General features: G+C 56.0%; 15 protein-coding genes. 1 reads left to right on the top strand and 14 read right to left on the bottom strand.

Annotated features, from left to right (window positions below; translation table 11 throughout):
• Nucleotides 1–5: 5 nt before the first annotated feature.
• Nucleotides 6–452, top strand: coding sequence for a GNAT family N-acetyltransferase (locus WMW72_RS26985; RefSeq protein ID WP_341418694.1), 447 nt, complete (start codon nucleotides 6–8; stop codon nucleotides 450–452).
• Nucleotides 453–564: 112 nt separating this feature from the next.
• Here WMW72_RS26985 and WMW72_RS26980 read toward each other — a convergent pair whose 3' ends face one another.
• From WMW72_RS26980 to WMW72_RS26915, 14 genes are all read right to left on the bottom strand, one after another.
• Nucleotides 565–1,422: a hypothetical protein gene (locus WMW72_RS26980; protein WP_341418693.1), complete on the bottom strand. Its 858-nt coding sequence runs from the start codon at nucleotides 1,420–1,422 to the stop codon at nucleotides 565–567.
• A gap of 188 nt (nucleotides 1,423–1,610) precedes the next feature.
• Nucleotides 1,611–3,134: an extracellular solute-binding protein gene (locus WMW72_RS26975; protein ID WP_341418692.1), complete on the bottom strand. Its 1,524-nt coding sequence runs from the start codon at nucleotides 3,132–3,134 to the stop codon at nucleotides 1,611–1,613.
• Between the two features lie 159 nt (nucleotides 3,135–3,293).
• Nucleotides 3,294–4,229 carry a carbohydrate ABC transporter permease gene (locus WMW72_RS26970; protein ID WP_341418691.1) on the bottom strand — a complete coding sequence of 312 codons (936 nt, stop codon included), beginning with the start codon at nucleotides 4,227–4,229 and terminating at the stop codon, nucleotides 3,294–3,296.
• A gap of 21 nt (nucleotides 4,230–4,250) precedes the next feature.
• A complete protein-coding gene (locus tag WMW72_RS26965) occupies nucleotides 4,251–5,201 on the bottom strand; it encodes an ABC transporter permease (RefSeq protein WP_341418690.1) in 951 nt (316 codons plus the stop codon).
• 70 nt (nucleotides 5,202–5,271) lie between these two features.
• Nucleotides 5,272–5,421 (bottom strand): hypothetical protein, encoded by a 150-nt coding sequence (locus WMW72_RS26960; protein ID WP_341418689.1) that lies wholly within the window; start codon nucleotides 5,419–5,421, stop codon nucleotides 5,272–5,274.
• An 81-nt stretch (nucleotides 5,422–5,502) separates the two neighbouring features.
• Nucleotides 5,503–7,794, bottom strand: a complete 2,292-nt coding sequence (gene metE / locus WMW72_RS26955; protein ID WP_341418688.1) for a 5-methyltetrahydropteroyltriglutamate--homocysteine S-methyltransferase — start codon at nucleotides 7,792–7,794, stop codon at nucleotides 5,503–5,505.
• Between the two features lie 113 nt (nucleotides 7,795–7,907).
• The gene (locus tag WMW72_RS26950; RefSeq protein ID WP_341418687.1) at nucleotides 7,908–8,819 is read right to left on the bottom strand and encodes a LysR family transcriptional regulator; all 912 of its coding nucleotides are present in this window, start codon (nucleotides 8,817–8,819) and stop codon (nucleotides 7,908–7,910) included.
• A gap of 119 nt (nucleotides 8,820–8,938) precedes the next feature.
• On the bottom strand, nucleotides 8,939–9,490 hold the full coding sequence (locus tag WMW72_RS26945; RefSeq protein WP_341418686.1) for a GNAT family N-acetyltransferase: 552 nt from the start codon (nucleotides 9,488–9,490) through the stop codon (nucleotides 8,939–8,941).
• Nucleotides 9,491–9,508: 18 nt separating this feature from the next.
• Nucleotides 9,509–10,768, bottom strand: coding sequence for a staphylopine family metallophore export MFS transporter CntE (gene cntE / locus WMW72_RS26940; RefSeq protein WP_341418685.1), 1,260 nt, complete (start codon nucleotides 10,766–10,768; stop codon nucleotides 9,509–9,511).
• A gap of 65 nt (nucleotides 10,769–10,833) precedes the next feature.
• On the bottom strand, nucleotides 10,834–11,973 hold the full coding sequence (locus tag WMW72_RS26935) for a PLP-dependent cysteine synthase family protein (RefSeq protein WP_341418684.1): 1,140 nt from the start codon (nucleotides 11,971–11,973) through the stop codon (nucleotides 10,834–10,836).
• Entirely contained in the window at nucleotides 11,900–13,603 is a 1,704-nt protein-coding gene (locus WMW72_RS26930; RefSeq protein WP_341418683.1) for an ABC transporter ATP-binding protein, read from the bottom strand. The genes WMW72_RS26935 and WMW72_RS26930 overlap by 74 nt, the downstream gene beginning before the upstream one ends.
• 59 nt (nucleotides 13,604–13,662) lie before the next feature.
• Nucleotides 13,663–14,490, bottom strand: a complete 828-nt coding sequence (locus WMW72_RS26925; protein ID WP_341418682.1) for an ABC transporter permease — start codon at nucleotides 14,488–14,490, stop codon at nucleotides 13,663–13,665.
• Nucleotides 14,483–15,454, bottom strand: a complete 972-nt coding sequence (locus WMW72_RS26920; protein ID WP_341418681.1) for an ABC transporter permease — start codon at nucleotides 15,452–15,454, stop codon at nucleotides 14,483–14,485. The genes WMW72_RS26925 and WMW72_RS26920 overlap by 8 nt, the downstream gene beginning before the upstream one ends.
• Nucleotides 15,455–15,463: 9 nt before the next feature.
• Nucleotides 15,464–17,026: an ABC transporter substrate-binding protein gene (locus tag WMW72_RS26915; protein ID WP_341418680.1), complete on the bottom strand. Its 1,563-nt coding sequence runs from the start codon at nucleotides 17,024–17,026 to the stop codon at nucleotides 15,464–15,466.
• Nucleotides 17,027–17,083: the final 57 nt, after the last annotated feature.

The following is a 17,083-nucleotide window of genomic DNA, read 5'->3' as shown; positions in this document are numbered from 1 at the left end:
TCAGATTGAATTACCGTCAGGCAAGTTTGAACGATATTCCTTTATTAATGGATTTGAGGAAAAAGCAGCTCGTTGACGAGGGGATCGAACCTTCCTTAGACATCGGCATAGAGCTTGAGCATTTCTTTAGAAATAAACTCAGCGATGGTTCCTTGGTTCAATGGCTGGTTGAGGATCATGATGAATTTATTGCTTGTGGAGCTATGGTTTGTTATGAATTTCCGCCCACCTATACCAACAAGAGCGGGAAAAAAGGGTATATCACAAATATGTACACGAAGGAAAGCTATCGCGGACAAGGCATTGCCACGCATTTGCTGACTAAACTGGTCGATGAGGCGAAGCACGCGGGGATTGCGAAACTGTGGCTCGGAGCATCCAAGCTAGGCCGACCCGTGTATAAAAAGTTCGGTTTTCAAGAAACGGACGAGTGGATGGAATTGCATATTTGAGCTATGCCCTGATGACAAGAAGCAGGTTGCCTCTCAGTCGACAAACAACCCGATGAACAAAAATAAGGAAACCCTTCGGCAAAGAGCTGAACGGTTTCCTTATTTTTTGGAGTTATTTCAGCGTATTCAGACTTCGCAACGTTCGCATAAAAGCCTCTATATTGTCTGTTAGGTACCGTGAATTTCCTAATCCGGCATTGACAATAAATTTGTTGATATCTCTGACAAACTCAGTCAAGCTGGCCGTAGAGGCCTTCTCGAATCTGTTCTCACCGCTGATGTCCCCGATCGGTTTGGCTGTTTCCTCTCTGTATGCCTGCACCCAGTCCTTACGAGTCGCTACGTTTTTAGCGAAGGTTTGCAAAATGCTGTTCCAGTCCTTTCCGCTCACAATTGCTTCTTGCAGCTTGTGCAGCGTTTTCGGCTCGAACTTCCGCATCATATAGGTTAAATCTATATAATCATCCGGAGCCCCGATAGGCCTTTGCGGGGGTGTTTCGTAATGGAATTGTTTCGTTTCAGGGTCTACAGTTCTCGTTTTGGAGATGGCTGCGATTTGACGGATCGTATTCATAAATTCTGCCGCTGCGTCACCTTTCATGTAAGTACCGGCGATATACTTAGCTTGAGACATTCCCAATTCCAATAATGCCGCTCTTTCCTCGTCTCCCGCTACGTTCGTAATGAAATTGGATTGAATGATGCCGTAAACAGCTTCCTTCACCTCTGAAGGTTGATCCAGCAGAAGACGATTCAGCGAATCGTTAATTTGAACGGTTCCGAAATATACGGCGGAATGGTTCACAATATCGGATGCCGCTAACTGTCTGGCAGCAGGACTGATTTCCACGGTGTCCGTATCATGCGATAGCTCGGGTATCGTGCCTGTAACCAAGGACGGTTTATCGGCATTCGGTTTCGAATTTAGGTATACATTGAAGTCATACTGGGTCGTACTGTGCAGCTTCATCCTTCATCCACCCTTATCTCTTTTGTTCTGATTCCCCTCTTATATCCATATATCGAAATATTTTTCCATATTTTTAATAGTACTGGACAGAATTCAGTCTTCTTTTCCAAGGATAGTCGCACTTCCATAAAATGAAAGCGAAGGTGCTGCGCAGCTTCATAGCTGCACAACACCCTCTTGGACATGCATTATTTTTTGCTGGAGGCATACCAGTCGTTCGCGGCTTTAATCATATCGCTGCCGCCTTCCGACTTCCACTGCGCCAGGAACTTATCGTAGTTCTCAAGCGGCTCAGCGCCGGTGATGTATTTGATAAACGTATCCTCGGCGAGCTTCTGCAGCTTTTGCAGATTCTTGGAAATATCCGGCAGTGGCGGCGCCAGCATCAGCGCATCAGAGTACATAATTCCCTTCGCATTCTCCTGATACGTCTCGTAATATTTCTGAACAAACTCATTCTTCCGCACGCGGGCCTGCCAGTAGATCGGGTAGTTTTTCTCGTCCGTACCGGTCAGGTAGTCGCTGCCGAAGTTCCACTCGTCATTGAATTTAGGCAGGATCGGGTAATACTTGCCGTCCTTCACTTCATGATGGACGCCTTCGGTACCGATCGCATTGCCCTTGAAGATATCTTTCTCCAGCTTCAGATCCAGATATTTCAAGGCTTCTTCTTTATTGGGCGCCCACTTCGGAATCGCGATAAACCAAGGAATACCACCGGTGCCGACCTGGGAAGGCTTGCCGTCATTCCCCTTGAGATAAGGCAGAATACCTACCTTGCCATCCGGGAAGTTTTTCGTCAGTGCCGAATTGATATTGGCAGCGTCAAACCATCCGGCCCGGTACATGAAGGCCTTGCCGCTCGTGAACTTCTCAATCAGCTTGTTGGACTGGTTGATCGCCCATTCCGGATCGATCAGCCCTTCCGTGTACAGCTTCTTCATATAGGCCAGATATTCCTTGGTCGTCGGGTCGTCGACGTAGTGAACGATCTTGCCATTCTCTTCCTTCCAATACGTATTCGGGCCGTATTTCCACCCGAAGGTCGAGGCGATTTCCGATTGGAACGGGTCCTTGCCGCCAGTGATTGGCGTAACGTTTTTCTTCTCCTTGACCGTCTTCAGCACGGCATACAGCTCATCGCGCGTCGTAGGCGGCTTCAGCCCCAGCTCATCCATCCAGTCCTGCCGGTATACCAACGCAGTGCCCGTTGCAACGCCTGAACCCGCTTCCGGAATCGCATAGATCTTGCCGTTCAGCTTGGCGCCATTCCAGGAACCTTCGGAGATGACCTCCTTCAGGTTCTTCCCGTACTTGCCGAGCAGCTCGTCCAGCGGCTCCAGCGCGCCTGCCGAGGACAGCTTGGCGAACTGATTGGCATTGAGCTTCATGAAATCATAGGGCTCTTTATTCGCCATCAGCAGATTGAGCTTCTCGTCGAAATTCTCGACGGGCAGCATATCATATTTGACGTCATAGCCGGTTTTTTCCTTCAGATACTTGCCGACAAGATCGGTATTCGGATCGAATCGATTGTATTGCATCAGTTGACGGAGCTGCGGCTTGGGCTTATTAGCCGCTGCTTCTCCTGCCGCAGGCGCCTTCCCTGGGGTTTCAGCAGGTGCTGGTGCTGGCGCACCCCCACTGCATGCCGTTACGGAGGTCGCGATGGCGACCGTGGTCAGAACTGTCCATACCTTTTTCTGTTTCATGGATGAACCTCCCTCTTGAGATACCTTCTATTTGTGTCGGATAAGGCGAAATTCTACCTATGGGCTGGAACATCGGACCAAGCTTTCCCTGCCCGAGTACCGAGCATCACCTCCCTGTAGGTTCCATCGGCAGCCTGACCGGCCCGCTCGTCTCTCTCTCTATTCCTTGACGGAGCCGATCAGCACGCCCTTGACGAAATATTTCTGCAAATACGGGTAGATCACGATAATCGGCAAGGTAGCCAAGATAATCGATGCGGCCTGAATCGATTGCGGGGCCGTGTTCATCGCAGCTTCAGCGTGATTGCCCGCCTGCAGGAACGCGTCGCTTGAGGAGACGAACAGCTCCTTCAGATAGAGCTGCAGCGGCTTGCGCTCGGGAGAATTGATGTAGATCAGCGAGGCGAAATAATCGTTCCAGAACGCGACAGCGTAGAATAGCGCGATCGTTGCCAGCACCGGCAGCGACAGAGGCAGCGTGATCCGCCACAAAATAGACAGATTGCTCGCCCCGTCCAGCTTGGCCGACTCCTCTAGACTGTCCGGCAGACTCTCAAAGTAGCTCTTGATAATCAGCATGTTATAGACGCTGATCATCGCCGGCAGGAACAATACCGGCAGCTTGTCGATCAGACTCAAGCTCTGCATCAGCAGATAGGTCGGGATCAGACCGCCAGAGAACAGCATCGTGAAGATGTACATGAGGATGAAAAACTTCCGGCCGCGCAGCCGCGTCTTGGACAGCGGATAGGCAGCCAGCGTCGTCATCGACAGCGCTAGCAGCGTACCTAGCACCGTCACTGTCAGCGACACCCGCAACGAACCGAGGAAGGTGCCCTGCGTCAGCACGTACTTATAGGTGCCGAATTGAACATCCACCGGCAGCAGGTTGACCATGCCGGAGATGACGGCGGCCTCGCTGCTGAGCGACTTGGCGATTAGATTCAGGAACGGTACGATGGTTGTCAGTCCGAGCAAGACGAAGAATATGATATTGGCAACCTGGAATGCCTGCTCAGATGCTGAGCTTCGGATGCCTGTGCGTCTTCGAGGAGCCGCATGCGACTTATGGGATTGAGATCTTGCCGTTTTCATAACGCTCTGTCAGCTCCTTTCCTACCAGATGCCGCGACGCAAGTATTTCCTGCTCAGCGCATTGCCCGTGATAATCAGGATAAAGGCAATCACGGACTCGAATAGGCCGACCGCCGTGGAGAAGCTGTAGTCCTGCTCGCCCAGCCCGATCCGGTACACGTAGGTGCCGATGATGTCGGCGACGTTGTATACGCTCGGATTGTACATGACGAGCACCTGCTCCGTGCCCGCTTCGAGCACCGAGCCGAGCCGCAGGATGAACATCAGCAGAATAATCGGCACGAGGCCCGGCAGTGTGATGTGAAGCGTCTGCTTCCACTTGCCTGCCCCGTCCATCTTGGCCGCCTCATAGAGCTGCGGGTCGATGCCGGTCAGTGCTGCGAGATATACGATCGTGCTCCAGCCGACCTCCTTCCAGCCTGCTGAAGCGACGAGTACGGAACGGAATACATCGCTATCCAGGAAAAACTTCACCGGTTCTCCGCCAAGCGCCACGATCCACTTGTTGATCATCCCGCCATTCACCGACAGCAGGTCGATGAACAGCCCGCTGACGATAACCCAGGATAGAAAATGCGGCAGGTAGACAATCGTCTGCACCGTCCGCTTGAACACCATGTTTTTCAGCTCATTCATCAGAATGGCAATGGCGATCGGCAGCGGAAACAGGAATACAATCTTGTAAACGGAAATAACCAGCGTGTTGCGAAACACCTGCAGGAAGCTCTCTGAGGTGAGCAGCTTCTCGAAATTTTTCATTCCGACCCACGGACTGGCCGCCATCCCTTCGAAAATATTGAAGTCCTTGAAGGCGATGATAATGCCGTACATCGGGGTGTACTTGAACAGCAGCAAAAATGCGATGCCTGGCAGCAGCGCGAGATAGAGATCCCAATCTTTGCGGATGTCCAGGGCCAACCGCCTGACCCCGGTTCGTTCGGCGCCGGGTCTGGGAGATGTTTGTAGACTCATGCTGCTTCCTCCTTATGTGCGTTGTAGTGATGCGGCGCGGATTTGATATAAGTGTAAGCCGGGCGGCCTCTCAGGGGTAGAAGACGACGATTACCTTTTTCGGTACTTTCATGTTGTCTTGAGGCCCGAGAGCTCCCGATTCCCGCCAGAAGGTCATCAGGTTACCGATCGAGGTCACGAATGTACTAAGCCTCCGTGCGATCTCTCCGCAGCCAGACATGACAAAACCCGCCTTCGCGGATGCGAAAGGCGGGTTGATATTCGATGCCAGGGTGTTCTTATGGAACCGCGTAGAGTCCGATTATCCGTTGACTTGTGCGGTATATTTCTTCCGTGCCCGCTCGGTAGCCTGCACCATATTGCGCAAGGCGGCAACCGTCTCATCGTACTTGCGCGTCTTCAGACCGCAGTCCGGATTGATCCAGAATTGTTCAGGGGACAGTACACGAAGCGCTCTGTCAATCATAGAACCCATCTCCTCGACCGAAGGGAGTCGCGGGCTATGGATGTCATAGACGCCCAGTCCGATTCCTTTGTCATACGTATGCTCCTCGAAGCTGCCGACCAGCTCTCCATGGCTCCGCGACGTTTCGATGGAGATGACATCGGCGTCCAACGCCCGGATCGAGTCGATCATATCGTGGAATTCACAATAGCACATGTGAGTATGAATCTGTGTCTCGTCCTTCACCGTGGACGTGGACAGCTTGAATGCCCGGACGGCCCATTCCAGATACCCCGCCCACTGCTCCCGCTTAAGCGGAAGACCTTCGCGCATCGCCGGCTCATCGACCTGAATCATGCCGATCCCCGCCGCTTCGAGTGCCTCGACCTCGTCTCTAAGCGCCAGCGCGATCTGATAAGCGACTTCCTCGCGCGATTTATCATCCCGTACGAACGACCAGTTCAGGATGGTGATCGGCCCGGTGAGCATACCTTTCACCGGAGCTTGCGTCAGCGATTGAGCGTAGACGGTCTCCGCAACCGTCATCGGAGACGTGAACTCCACATCGCCATAGATAATCGGAGGCTTCACGCAGCGCGAACCGTAGGATTGTACCCAGCCATTAGCTGTAAAGGCGAAGCCATCCAGCTTCTCGCCGAAAAACTCAACCATATCGGTACGTTCGAATTCGCCGTGCACAAACACATCCAGTCCCAGCTCGCTCTGGACATCGATCCAGATTTTAATTTGCTCCTTGATAAAGGTCTCGTACTGAGCTTCGCTCCACTCGCCTTTGCGCCACTTCAGACGAGCGCTCCGCACCTCAGGGGTCTGAGGGAAGCTGCCGATTGTCGTGGTCGGCAGGAGAGGCAGGTTCCAGCGCTTCTGCTGCACATCGCGCCGAACATTCGAATTACTCGGGCGGGACGATGGCTGAGACGCCAGCCCGGCGATCCGCTGATGCACCAGCGTACGGTTGCGGGACTCCGACTGCTGCAGCGCTTCACGGCTTAGCTTGGACGCGGCCAGCTCGGCAGCTACTGCTACTGCGCCCCCTTGGGCGGCCTTAGTCAGCAGCACGATTTCTTCCAGCTTCTCATCGGCGAAGGCAAGCGCTCCGCGCAGCGCCGGCTCCAGTGCCGTTTCCTGCGCAGCACTTACAGGAACATGCAACAGGCTATTGGATGGCTGCACGACGATACGGTCCGGATGGACAGCTTCGGCGATTGTTTTCAATACGTCCAGTTTGCTCTGAAGATCGGCCTTCCAGATGCCTCTGCCATCGATCACCCCGGCGCCCAGCACCTTATCCTCGGGGAATCCGTGCTGGTGAAGGGACTGCAGATTCCGTCCTCCGTCATGGACAAAGTCGAGTCCAATCCCGTGTACAGGCAGTGAAACGACAGCCTCATAATGGTCTACCGCTTCAAAATACGTCTGCAGCTGCAGCTTGATTCCAGGCGCAGCGCTGGCCAGGTAATCGTAGATCCGCGCTACATGGGCCAAGTCTTCTTCGCCAAGCGTCGTCGCCAGAATCGGCTCGTCAACCTGAACCCACTGCACACCCTCGGCTTCCAGCTCGCGCAGCACTTGACTATACAGCGGCAGTAGACGGTCGATCCAAGCATCCAGTTGATCCGGCGAATAGCCCTTGGACAGCTTCAGGAACGTGTACAAGCCGACCAGCACCGGCCGTCCTTCGATACCAAGCTCCGATTTCGCTTCGCGGTACGCATCGAGCAGACGGTTGCGGGTCAGCTGCGGCTCGGATTGGCCCAGCTCAGGCACGATGTAGTGGTAGTTGGTGTTGAACCACTTGGTCATCTCACTAGCTGTCGCTTCCCGGTTGCCGCGGGCTATCGCATAGTATACACTCAGGCTCGGCTCGCCGCCCTCATAGTAAAACCGCTCCGGGATGATGCCGAACATAGCGGCCGTATCGAGGATATGATCATAATAGGTAAAGTCGCCGACCGGGATGATCTCGATCCCCCGCTCTTGCTGTGCCTTCAGATTGCCCAGGCGGATCGCCTTCAGCTCCGCATGGAACGTTTCCTCATCCAGCTTGCCCGCCCAGAAAGCTTCCAGAGCCTTCTTCCATTGCCTGTTGTTTCCGATACGGGGATACCCCAGATTGCCGCTTCTCATATGCCCATCTCTCCTTATATTCCCTTCAGGAACTGTGTAAGAAGAAGATACCATATTCATCTGGCTATTAAGTAACACTCATTACCTATTACTGGCTATAACCAAAAACTATATCAAGACGTATACCGGTCAATACTTTTATGCAAGGCTTCGATGTAAGCGACCGCCAGCTTGGACAGCGCAGCATTCTTATGGCCGATCCACCCGACATGAATCGTATCATCACTGGCGAGCGGAACCGGGATAATCTCATTGCCGTTCAGATCGGCGCTCAGCACGCCCGTCGAAATCGTGTACCCGTTGAGGCCGATCAACAGATTGAAGAGCGTGGCCCGATCGTTGACGCGTATGCTTTTCCGATGGGACAACGTGCTTAGAATTTCTTCAGAGAAATGAAATGAATTATATTCGCCCTGCTCGAAATACAAGTACGGATACTCCTGCAGCTGATCCAGAGTCACCACGGCATGACGGGCCAGCGGGTTATTCACGCTAATAAAAATATGAGCCTTTGCCGTAAACAGGCTCGTAAACGTCAGATTGGCGTTGTTCAACAGCCGGTTGATCACCTTGGCATTGAATTCATTGACGTACAGGATGCCGATCTCGCTGCGCTGGCTTTGCACATCCTGGATGATTTCATGCGTCTTGGTCTCACGCAGAGCGAGCTCATACTCATCCTGCCCATGCTCCCGGACCAGTTCTACGAAGGCATTCACCGCAAAGGCGTAGTGCTGGGTCGACACGGAGAAATGCTGCGGCGCCGGCTTGGCGTTCAAGTAACGGCTCTCCAGCAGCTCCGCCTGCTCGATGACCTGCCGGGCGTAGCCTAGAAATTCGGCCCCTTCCTTGGACAAAGAGATGCCTTTATTCGTCCGTTCGAATATCGTCACTTGAATTTCCTGCTCCAATTCCCTGATCGCGTTGGAGAGGCTGGGCTGGGATATAAATAGCCGCTTGGCCGCCTCGTTCATCGAACCGCGGGCCGCCACTTCAATTACATATTTCAGCTGCTGCAGGGTCATCTGCTACGTCACTCCCTCATTGCCTGCATAATGGGTGAGCCCCCGCAGGTTACCTGGGTCCATTGTAGCGTACATGCTGAGTGAAAAGAAAGGCGGTCATTTCTCCCTAATTGCGAATGTTATCTTTCAGCCAGCCTTCCATCCTGCCGGGAATAATCAGCTTCTCTCCAGTCCTTGCTCATATGCACAATCTGGTCAGACTCCCAGTACCCGATGCGGTACCCCCTCGATTGCCAGAACGAATAGCCTCCAGGCAAGTACAGGGATGTATGCAGATAGCCTTGGGCGTAGCCAGCCTCCCTGGCCCCCTGTTCAACCGCTGTGTAAAGATGGCTTCCTATTCCCTGCCTCCGGTAATCCGGATGCACATAGCACTTGACGATTTCACAGACAGGCTCACTCCCGAAGGCAGGGTCCATCTCCGGGAACCTTCGGTCATACGGCTTGAACGCAGCTGTGCCGACGATCTCGCCTGCTGCATTCTCAGCTACGAAGAATTCCGCATTCGCCGGCCGGACATACACGTCGTCGAAGAACACAAGATCCTGCGGATTTTCATAATAACTGCCCGGCGGATACAGGTCCCGCATCATCTCTAGGACGAACTCTTTGATCTCCTCGGCCCTCCCGCTCGCGGCAAGACTGATCCGCGCTTGGCCTTGCTTATCCATTAGCTGTGCTCCTCCCACTTATCCCGACTCGGCCCGGGGCGTCCGAGCCTGCATAGAGCGGTTCAACAACGCCAGGGCTGCGGCTGCGGCTGCCATGACCGCGCCCCCCGCATACATCGTGCTATAGGAGAACCAGTCGGCTATCGGCCCCATCGTTATCCCCCCTAGAGAGACTCCCAAATCCGCCGTGGCAACAAAAAGTCCGATGGCTACGTTCCGGGACGATCCCGGAATCACAAAGGTTAGATACGTGGTCAGCGTCGGATATAGCAGCGCCTGAGACAGCCCGATCAGAACTGCTGCACTATAGAAAGACACCGGTCCCCACACCTGGGACAGCGACAGCAACCACGCCCCCGCGCCTCCCAGCAGGCAGACGGCTCCAACAAACCGCGCGTGCCACTTGCCGTCCGACGGGATGCGTTTGCTAAGCGCAAAGCGGGCGGTAACGATGACAGCGGCCTGGAGCATCAGATACACACCCGCATGGCCGTGTACGATCTGCCGGGCATACAGCGGGATGAACGAGCTGACGGCTCCGAAGACGACCGATACCAGCAGCATCAGCACGCTGCAGACGAGCAGCGGACGGTTGCGGACCAACTGCCCCAGCATACCCCGCATCCCACTGTAGCCAGGAGCGGCGGTTCCCCGACGCTCGCTCACGTCTTGCCTGGGCACACGATACCCGAACAGTGCTGTCGCCAGTGCAATGACCAGCATGACGACCGTAAAACCGCCCATGCCTCCCCAATCCCAGATCCCGACCGCTAGCAGCGGACCGAGAATCGTCGGCATATAAGTGAACAGCGAATACAGAGACAGCCCTTGCGAACGCTCCTCCTCCGGCAGCTCGTCGATGATCCCCATCTGCAGCGCCATGGAGAAAAACGCTGTGCATACCCCCTGCAGCACGCGCGCGGTCAGGTAGCCCTCCCATCCCGTAAAGGTATACAGAAGAAGGGCCGAGCCGTTCACGACCAGCAGAATGCGGAGCACGGCGCCAGGCCCATGCTTGTAAATCAGATGACCGGCCCACGGCCGGAAAAACATGCAGGTGAACATATAAGCGCCCATGATGAACCCGATCTGGCTATTGCTTCCGCCGAACGCCTCGATGCGCAGGGGCAAGATGACATTTAGGATCGAATTGGCACTGAAGAACAATAGCGCCAATGCATACAGGCGCAGAAAGGGTTTTGAAATGGCTTTGCTTGCTTTACTTTCTTTACTTTCTTTACTTTCTTTACTTTCTTTGCTTCCATTGCTTCCAAGCATCCGACTAAACCTCCGGCCCCTGTTATCGATGAATTTGCTCCCTGTACCCTCCTAAGGGCATGTGTTCAATCGATAAACAGAGAGCCTCCCTGGCTATCCACGCCCCGGCTGAGCAGCTCTGCATTCATATGCAGCGTCGACTCCGGCACCTCCAGCGTCTGGAGCAGGTCGGAGCGATAGTTGGCGCTGCCAGCCGGGTGCAGGCTCCACGGCTGCAAGCGCTGAGCCATCGTACGCAGGCCCTCCATGTCAACGGACGTCGCAAAGCCTTGCTGCTCCATCCATTCATCGTTAAACAAGGTCTGGATGTAACGCTCGCCTCCGTCGGAAATCATGCAGATGATCCGCTCTCCGGGTGCAAGCTCCTGTGCCAGCCGGAGAGCGACCAGCGCGCAGGCTCCGCTGGAGGGTCCCACAAGAATCCCCTCATGACGGGCCAGCGCCCGGGCGGTGAGGAACGCTTCTTCATCGGTGACCTTATAGGCCTGGTCGATATGATTCATATCCAGATTCACCGGCGTCCAGCCGAGGCCTATGCCGGGGATGCGGTAAGCATCCGCATGCCCTCCGAAGATCGCGGAGCCGACGGCATCCACCCCCACGATCTGCACCTCGGGTGCAAATGTCTTGAGGTATCGGGAGATTCCGCCGAGCTGTCCGCCGGTGCTTACCGCCGTGACGAAGGCGGCCAGCCTCGCGGGGCAGGCCTCCGTGATCTCGCGGGCCGTGCTTTTATAATGGGCTTCACTATTCAGCAGGCTGAAGCACTGGTCCGGGCGAAAGGAATGCTCGATTTCCCTGGCGAGCTTGTTGGCCAGGGAAATTCTGGTTTTGTGATAGCTGCCGCTGTCGTCCTGCTCGGTGACCACGATGACCTCCGCTCCGAAGCCCCGCAGCAGTGCGAGGTTCGCGGTTGTCGTTTTGGGATCGACCAGGATGATGACTCGATACCCCTTGGCTGCGCCGATCATCGCGAGCGAGATCCCGAAGTTGCCGCTGGAGGACTCGATGATCGTCCCCCCGGGCTTCAGCAGCCCCCTGCGCTCGGCCTCGGTCACGATATAGTAAGCGGCGCGGTCCTTGATGCTGCCGCCGGGATTATTGCGCTCGTACTTAAACAGTACCTGCCCTTCACTCGGCTTGTTGATATTGGGGAGCGTGATGAGCGGCGTATGTCCGATAGTCTCCAAAATGCTCGCGATCATGGTTATCCCTCCTACCCGAATCAAGTCCTGCTTCCAGTGCTTCGGCACCTTGGAGCAGCCGTTGCGTATACGCGTGCCGGCTCTCATGGAGCAGAGCGGCTGCCTGCTTGCCTTCAATAAAGCTTCCCTGGTTCATCACGGCAATCTGGTGGCAGAAGGAACGAAGCACCCGGATGTCATGGGAAATCATCACGATGGAGAAGCCCAATTGCTTATGCAGACGCTGCAGCAAGGCCAGAATTTGCGCCTGCACCCCCATGTCGAGCGCCGACACCACCTCATCGCAGATCAGAACCTCCGGCTTCACGGCAAGAGCCCGGGCAATCGCGATCCGCTGGCATTGCCCGGAGCTGAGCTGCGGCGGCTTCCTGTTCATCATATCGCCGGTAATCCCCACTTCCTGGAGATAATGCCTGGCCTCCGCTTCCCGCTCTTTCCTGCTGCCAAGCTTCAGATAACGAAGCGGCTCCTGAACCAATTCCAGCGCTGTACGTCCCGGATTGAGGCTGGCTCTGGCGTTCTGGAAGATAAGCTGGATCTTCTTGCACATCTCGCGCCTGGCCTTGCCTCTCAGACGGGTCATATCGGCACCGCGGTACAGCATCCGCCCCCCGGTTACCGGCTCAAGACCGGCGATGCAACGGGCCAGCGTGGACTTGCCGCAGCCGCTTTGCCCGAGAATGCCGAGGACCTCCCTAGGCTCCAGCGCCAGGTGAACATCCCGCAGCACACCCTTCCTCCGTCCGAAAGCTTTCTCCAGTCCGACGATCTCAAGCAAGGGCTCGCCAGCCTGCAAAGTAAGCTTGCCGTCCTGCACCGGCCTCACGATCTGGGAGCGGGAAGCCAGTAAGCGGCGGGTGTAATCAGACTGAGGCCTTGCCAATACGGCTCGGGTGCCTCCGATCTCTACGACATTCCCTTGATGGAGGACCATCACCCGGTCGCTGACCGCATGCGCCACTGCGATATCATGGGTGATCAGCAGCACCGTCAAACCGAGCTCTTGCTGCAGCTTCTTCAGCAAGTGAAGCAGCTCCTGCTGATTCACCGTATCCAGCGCAGAGGTAGGCTCATCCGCGATCAGTACGTGCGGCTTGAGGCAGAGCGCCAGAGCCAAGCATACACGCTGGCACATGCCACCGCTGAGCTGAAACGGATAACGCTCCATCATACCCGGCGCGTCCGGGAATCCGAGCATGCCCAGCAGGCGGATACTGATGGCATCCGCTTCTTCACCCGAGGCCAGGCGATGAAAACGCAAGCTCTCTTGGAAATGCTCCCTAATCCGCAGCACGGGGTTCAGCGCCTGCTGGGCATCCTGGAAGAGCAGCCCGATCCTTCTTCCCCGGATGAGCTCCCAGGGCATGTTCTTATCGGTAAGCTCCATGTGGGCGCCAGCCCCTAGCTGTAAAGCTCCCCCTGCGATCTGAGCCGAGGGGGGAAGCAGCCCTGTGATCGCCCTGGCTAGCGTCGATTTCCCCGATCCGCTTTCTCCGAGCAGCGCCAAGATCTCGCCCTTCTTCAAGTCGAAGGAAAGGTTATGCAGGACGGGAACGGATTGCCGCTGCTGCTTATAGGTTACCTGCAGGCTGCGAACCCGCAGGACCGTCTCGTCTTCCTGATGGGACATGTCCGGTCCTCCCCTGATTTGGTAACAAAGCCCAAGGGCCTTTTCCCTCTAAGCTAAAGCTACAGCTTGACTTGCTCATAAGGGTCCAGCCGATCTCTCAGCCCTTCTCCGATAAAGTTAAAGGCCAGCACGGTCATGACGATAAATAGAGCCGGTCCGAGGAGAATATGCGGGGCCTGCATGAAATGATCGCGTCCGTCAGCCAGCATGCTGCCCCATTCTGCAGCAGGAGGCTGTGAGCCCAGTCCGAGGAAGGACAGGGCCGCGATGGACAGAATCAGGCTGCCCAGCTCGAACGTCGCCAAAACCAGCACCGGCCCTGCCGCTTTGGGCAGCAATTCCCGGAGCATCAGGGAGCTGTTGGAGGCTCCGAGCACCCGGGCTGCAGCAAATGAAGTTTCCTGCTTGGCCTGCAGCACCACGCTCCGGGTCAGCCGGGCGAAGGATACCCACCATACGGATACGACTGCAGCCAGCAGATGGATCAGGCTGGTGCCGAATAACGCCGCAATGACCATAGCCAGCACCATGAAGGGAAAGGCCAGCAGCACATCGATTAGGCGCATCAGCAGGGTATCCAGGAGCGTACCGTGAAACATACCCGCGATAAGTCCCGCCAGAAGCCCGATGGACAAGGCAGCGCCCAGTGCGGTGACGGACGAGATCAGGGTGCTCCTCCCCCCGTACAGTGTGCGGGCCAGCACATCCCGGCCGAAGCGGTCCGTACCCAGCGGATGCTGGAAGCTTGGCTTCTCCAGACGGTCCGACGCGTTCTGCTTCACGGGGTCATAAGGGGTGAACCATGATGCACCCACAATAAGAACCACCAATAGACCGAGCAGGATGACGCCCGCGACCAGACTGACGGGGAGCTTGGCGTTAAGCATATTCTTCAACTCCTGCTTCTTCGGGACGGCGGACGCGGGGATCGACCCGCGCATACATGATATCCACGAATAAATGTATGATAATGACAAGCGCAATCATAACCAGAGCATAGCCTTGAATGACCGGATAGTCTTTGAGCAGCAGACTATCGAGCGCATACTTGCCCAGTCCCGGCCACGAAAAAATGCTTTCGATCACGACGGCTCCGCTGATCAGGGATGTGAGCGAGAGCGCCATCACCGTAACCGCCGGCAGCAGGGCGTTCCGTAAAGCATGCCGGACGACCCGCTTGCGGTCTAGCCCTCTCGCGAGGGCCGACAGCACATAGAGCTGACCGAGCTCAGCCAGCATGTTCGCCCGCACAAGCCGGATGAACGGCGGTGCGCCGATCAGCCCCAGCGTAAGTGCGGGAAGCCACAGCCTGGACAGGCTGGCTTCGCTGCTGATCTCATAAACGCCCGCCTTGACGGCGAACAAGGATAGCAGGAGTAGCCCGATCACGAACGCCGGGACGGAGGCCATGATTATGCAGAGCAGTCTAATGACATGGTCATAGGACCTGCCAGCTTTGAGCGCAGACCCTATCCCGAGCAGCACGCCCAGCCCTGTTTGAAGAAGCAGGGCTGCGGCTGTTAGGATAGCCGTGGCCGGGATTCTGTCCGCCAGCTCCGAGCTGACCGCTCTCCCTGTATGTATCGAGGTGCCCAGGTCCAGATGCAGCAGGCGCCAAGCCCAGGATGCATATTGGGTGGGCATGCTTTGATCCAGTCCCCACCGGGTACGCAGCTCGGCCGCTCTCTCGTCATAGGCCTGGGAATGGCTAGCGGCGACCTCTCCCGGCTGGCCCAGCAGCAGATCAACGGGATCTCCGGGAGCGAACCGGATTAGGGTAAATAAAATCAACGTCGCCGCCAATAATGTCAAGAAACCTTCCAGCAGCTTACGCAGTACCCGCTTGTACATAACAGCGGCTTACTTGGAATCCAGGGTCAGGCTGGCGTTCACGACATTCTCGAATTGTCTGAAGTGATCCTCGAAGCCGTGAAGCAACGGGCTGACCGCCGTAAGCTGCGGACGCGGGAATAAGCTGATGACAGGCGCCTGCTGGGCAACCCGGTCATTAATCTGAAGCGCCAGCTTATGGCGGGCCGCAGCATCCGACGCCTCCGCCAATTGGGCCAGCAGCTTACTCGTTTCATCATCGCGGTAGCCTCCGTAATTAGCACTTCCCTCAGGAGCGTATTGGCCGGTTAGCAAGGTCAGCTCATCCCCGAACGTGCTCCAGGCTTCGATGGCCGCGTCCCAATCGCCGGATTTGCGGGCATTTTGGACGAGGCTGTAGTCCCCGTGCTGCACGTCAGCTTTGACGCCGATCTGCGTCCATTGATTTTGCAGCGCTTCGCCGAGCGCTTTATCGCCGCCCCAGGTCATCAGGCGTACGGTTAGGGGCTTACCGTCCTTGGATCTAATGCCGTCCGTACCCTTCACCCATCCCGCTTCGTCCAGCAGGGCGGCTGCTTTCCCAGGATCAGGCTTCGTATAAGCGGCATTCCGCGCTTCCGCGTAGGCCGGATTGGAGCTTAGCCAAGTCGTGACCGGCGTGCTCTGCCCTTCCACCGCCAGCGTGACCAGCTCCTGCCGGTCCAGCGCCCAAGACAACGCCTGCCGGACCCGGACATCGCTGAGCTGCGACTGCTTCAGGTTGAGGTAGATGGTTTGCGTGTTCGCAGCCGGAGTCGCCGAGAGCCGTGCCTTCTTGTTATCCTTGAACTGTCCCAGACTCGTCGCGGAGATATTCAGGGCCACATGGCTGCGTCCGCTTAATATAGATAGTACCCGAGTCTGTTCATCTCCGATTTCTTCATAGACGACCCTCGGGATGGCAGGCTTGGTCCCCCAATAGCTCTCATTCCGCTCCAGCACCAGCTTCTGCTTCGGGGTAAACTCGACGACCTTGTACATGCCGGACAGATCCACTGTATTCACTGCATCATACTTGGCCTCCGCATTGTGAATGACGGTCTGGTAGTAGGACAGATTCATCGGCACCTGCAGATGGCTGCGCTTGGTCTTGACCTGGATCGTGTAATCTCCTGTCTTGGCGAAGGTGAGTTCATCCAGGAACGGCTTCGCTTGCAGGTCCTGGGCTCTGGACCGCTCCAGCGAGTCGATCACGGCCTGGGCATCGATCGCTTTGCCGCTCCAGAAGCGGGCTGACGGCCTGAGCTTGATTTCCCACGTCGTGGAATCGAGCTCCGTCGCGCTTTCGGCTAGAGAGGGTTCGATGTCCCCCTTGGCGCTCACTTTAAACAAAGCTTCGGCCGCCCCGATATTGCGTAAATAGCTGGAGGTCAGCGGCTTGACCGGGTCGAGGCTTGCGTTGATCTCCTGACCGGCGACAATCAGCTCCTGGTTTTTGGCCGCTTCTGTTGTGCGGCTTGCCGAATCTATACTCTGGCTCGCTGGAGCAGGGCTGCTGCACCCCGTGACGGTTAGGATTGCTGCTAAGGTAAGGGTGGATAATAATTTCTTCATCAAATAGCCTCCAATTGCGATTGCTCTGCATCTGCATGCTGCAGCCAACTCATATAA

The sequence above is a fragment of the Paenibacillus filicis genome, assembly GCF_038070315.1.
Lineage (GTDB): Bacteria > Bacillota > Bacilli > Paenibacillales > NBRC-103111 > Paenibacillus_G > Paenibacillus_G filicis.
This window is presented reverse-complemented; position numbering and strand designations above follow the sequence as displayed.